We start from the raw sequence: 3437 nt of genomic DNA, 5'->3' as shown, positions 1-3437 counted from the left end.
CTAACGCTCCTGATCTCCGTCGTTCATCGTTCGTCGTTCGGCGAGCCCCGGCGCTCACCGGCCCCGCGTCCCTGCTCGACTCCTCGCCGCAGACTGCTCAGACGGCCGCGGACGTCCTCCGGGTTCCGCGAGACCTGTGGCCCGCCGGCGCTCGGCTCGGGGTGGTGGTGCTCGGTCAGGTTCGCCCGGGGCACCCGCCGGGGAAGCCCGGCGGAGGTCGTCCCGCCATGACGCTCGTCGCGCCGTGGCCCGCGGTCCCACGGGGTCTCCTCCCGCGTGGGCGGCGCCGGGGGCTCTTCCCGCTGTCGCTGTGCTGGTTCCTCCTCGGGACGCTGCCGCTGTCGCTGCCGCTCGCGGCGGGGGAGTCCCGCACTCGTCGTTGAGTGGTACTCCGCCGCAGCGGGGTCTGGTCCACTGAAGCCTACGCGCTGCTGGCCGTACATGGGACCGTCGTGCGGAGATTCTGTGTGCGCCCCCGCCTGCTGGGCGAACGCGTCAAACCCGGAGGCGGAAGCGGGCTGTTGGGCGGCCAGGCCCGGCTCCTCGCAAGGGGCGTGCGCCGGTGCGGTGGAGGAGCCCGGCTGCGGGGCGGGCTGCCCGGGGCTGAGCGGCTCGTAGTACCCGGGCTCCTGGAACCCGGGCTGCTGGAACCCGGGCTGCTGGAAGCCCTCCTGGTGCTGACCCGGCGCGGGGTCCTGGTACGTCTCCTGGGGTTCCCCGGGCTGCTGCGCCATCCCAGCCGGCCTGGCGGGTGCCGCCGCCTCGTCACCGGGGCGGGGCCCGAGTGCCGCGCGGCGCTCCTCGCGCAGCAGCGAGCGGCCGATGGGGTCAAGCTGGACGGTGTCGCCGGCAGCGGACTGGGTGTACCGCGTGTCGTCGAAGCCGAGTTCCTCCGCGGTACGGGGCGGCTCCTGCGCCTCGGGCTCCGTGGTGTACGGCCCCTCGGGCACGATGCGCGAGACGGTGAACTCCTCCTCCGGCGGGGCCTCGTCGCCGCCGCCGTGGGTGATCGCCTCGGGCAGCATCACCAGGGCGGTGGTGCCCTGCTGCTCGCCCGAGGGCCGCAGCTGGATGCGGATGCCGTGGCGTTCGGCCAGCCGGCCGACGACGAACAGGCCCATGCGGCGCGAGATCTCGGCGTCCACGGCGGGCGGGTTGGCCAGCCGGTTGTTGATTTCGGCGAAGTCCTCCTGCGTGAGCCCGATCCCCTTGTCGTGGATCTCGATCATGACGCGGGCGTCGGGGAGCCGCGTGGCCGTGACGCGGACCTTGGTGTGCGGCGAGGAGAACGTCGTCGCGTTCTCCAGCAGCTCGGCGAGCAGGTGGACCAGGTCGTTGACGACGCTGCCGTGGATCTCGCAGTCGGGCACGCCGCTGATCTCGATGCGCTCGTACGCCTCCACCTCGGAGGCGGCGGCCCGCAGCACGTCGATGAGGGCGAACGGCTGGTGCCAGCGGCGGCCGGGCTCCTCGCCCGCGAGGACCAGGAGGTTCTCGCCGTTGCGCCGCATGCGGGTGGCGAGGTGGTCGAGGCGGAAGAGGCTCTCCAGCTGTTCGGGATCCGCCTCGTTGTTCTCCAGCTCGCTGATGAGCGCGAGCTGACGCTCGATCAGGCTCTGGTTGCGGCCGGCGAGGTTGGAGAAGATCGCGTTGACGTTGCCCCGCAGCAGCGCCTGCTCGGCCGCCAGCCGGACGGCCTCGCGGTGGACCTGGTCGAACGCGCGGGCCACCTCGCCGATCTCGTCGCGGCTGTGGATGGGGATCGGCGCGACCCGCGTGTCCACGACGCCGGGGTCGGTGCGGGAGAGCTGGTCCACCATGGCGGGCAGCCGCTGCTCGGCGACCTCGAAGGCGGCGCCGCGCAGCCGGCGCATGTCGTGGCTCATGGCGCGGGCCATCAGGCCGGCGACGACGAAGGCCAGCAGCAGCGCGGCGAGCACGAAGACCGAGTTGACGATCATGTCCCGCTGCGCGTCGGCGGCCACCTCACGGATGTCGGCGGCGGCGGCGTCCACCAGCTGCTGCTCCAGCCGCTGGTAGGCGTTGAACTCGGCGGTAGCGGCGGTGAACCAGGTGTCGGCGGTGATGCCCCGCTCTTCCAGCTCCTCGGCGGAGGCGCCCGAGGCGATGCGGGTGACCATGTCCCGCAGCGAGGGCGCCTCGGGTATCTGCCGCGCCGCGTCCTCGCCGGCCTGGGAGAGCGCCTCGGTCAGCAGCTGGCCCTCGCGGGGCGTGGCCGCGGAGGTGTACTCCTCGCGCGCGACGTTCTCCAGGTAGCTGTAGGAGTTGAAGGCCGTCAGCTGGGTCTGCGAGGCGACGGGGCCAGGGCCGGGGGCCACCAGCAGGTGCGTGCCGATGGACCGCTGGAGGGAGCTGGCCGACTTGGCCAGGGAGACCGCGTAGACGGTACGGCCATAGGACGTGGCGTGCTCCGTGCCCATCCCCAGCTCGTTGGCGATGGCCATCAGCGGGTGCTGGAGACGGACGTACCCTTCCTCGGTCTCCACGCCGGGGAGGCGGTCGGTGTAGGCGTTCTGCCGCAGCAGGGCCAGGCCCGGTTCGGCCTCGGCGACGGCGGTGAGCCTGCGGGTGAGACTGTCGCTCTCCGGCGCCTGCTCGGCCGCCTGCCAGAACTCCTCGCGCGCCTGGTCGGTGGCGTTCCGGGCCTCCTCGATGACCCGGGCGTCGGTTCTGCCCTCCAGCAGCGGGCGGGCGCTGACGTCGCGTTCGTCGATGAGGGCGTGGGCGTAGGCGGTGGAGGCGAGCACCAGCTCGGCGATGCTTTCGGCGTCCCTGGCCTGCCGCGTCGTCTGGTACGAATCCGCCACCCGGAAGCCGGCGAGGACGAGAGCGACCAGCACCGGAATGAGGAGGATGGCGTTCAGCTTGGTGGCCACCCGCCAGTTCTGCGGGGAGAACCGGCCACCGAAACGCCGCCGCGGGGCGGGGTCCGGCCAGAGGGCGCCGCTGGCGCTGGCCGTCCCGGAAGAAGGCGGAGCCGAGCCGCCCCGGACGTCCGTCCGGCGCTTTCCCGGGTCCTCCGGGGACGAGGCCATCGCTTTGCTGCGCCTCACGGGCAACTCACCTCTCGGGTTCGGCACTCCACGACGGGCGGCCGTACTACTGCGGGTAGGGGGGATTCCAGCACGTCGGTGTGAGACTTTCCAATCCCCTGCGGCGCCGGGTTTCACATCTTCACGACGGACAAATGCGGGCATTGCGGCCAGGTAGCCGCAAAAACCCGCATGACCGTGCGCAGAGGGAAATGATGCGCTCGCGAGATGTGAACGCGTATTACGCAGAGCGTGGCCAACACCACATCAGTTCGAGCGAAGAGTCAGTGGAGCCGTGCGAGCAGGGCGTGTTCGACGAGGGTGATCAGCGTGCTCTTCGCTTCCGCGCGCATCCGCGCATCCGTCGTAATGATCGGCACGTCC

At 71.9% G+C, this 3437-nt stretch carries 1 protein-coding gene and 1 pseudogene; both read right to left on the bottom strand.

The genetic code is table 11. The features are described from left to right. Positions 1-23 precede the first annotated feature (23 nt). Positions 24-2897: a nitrate- and nitrite sensing domain-containing protein gene (locus JK356_RS21365; RefSeq protein ID WP_307815827.1), complete on the bottom strand. Its 2874-nt coding sequence runs from the start codon at positions 2895-2897 to the stop codon at positions 24-26. 440 nt (positions 2898-3337) lie between these two features. Continuing rightward, positions 3338-3437: pseudogene (locus JK356_RS21360) on the bottom strand (ATP-binding protein); the annotation flags it as partial.

It is taken from the genome of Streptomyces sp. 7-21 (assembly GCF_016741785.1).
In the GTDB taxonomy this organism is placed as follows: Bacteria; Actinomycetota; Actinomycetes; order Streptomycetales; family Streptomycetaceae; genus Streptomyces.
The sequence above is the reverse complement of the archived record's forward strand: the minus strand, read 5'-3'. Positions and strand labels throughout refer to the sequence as shown.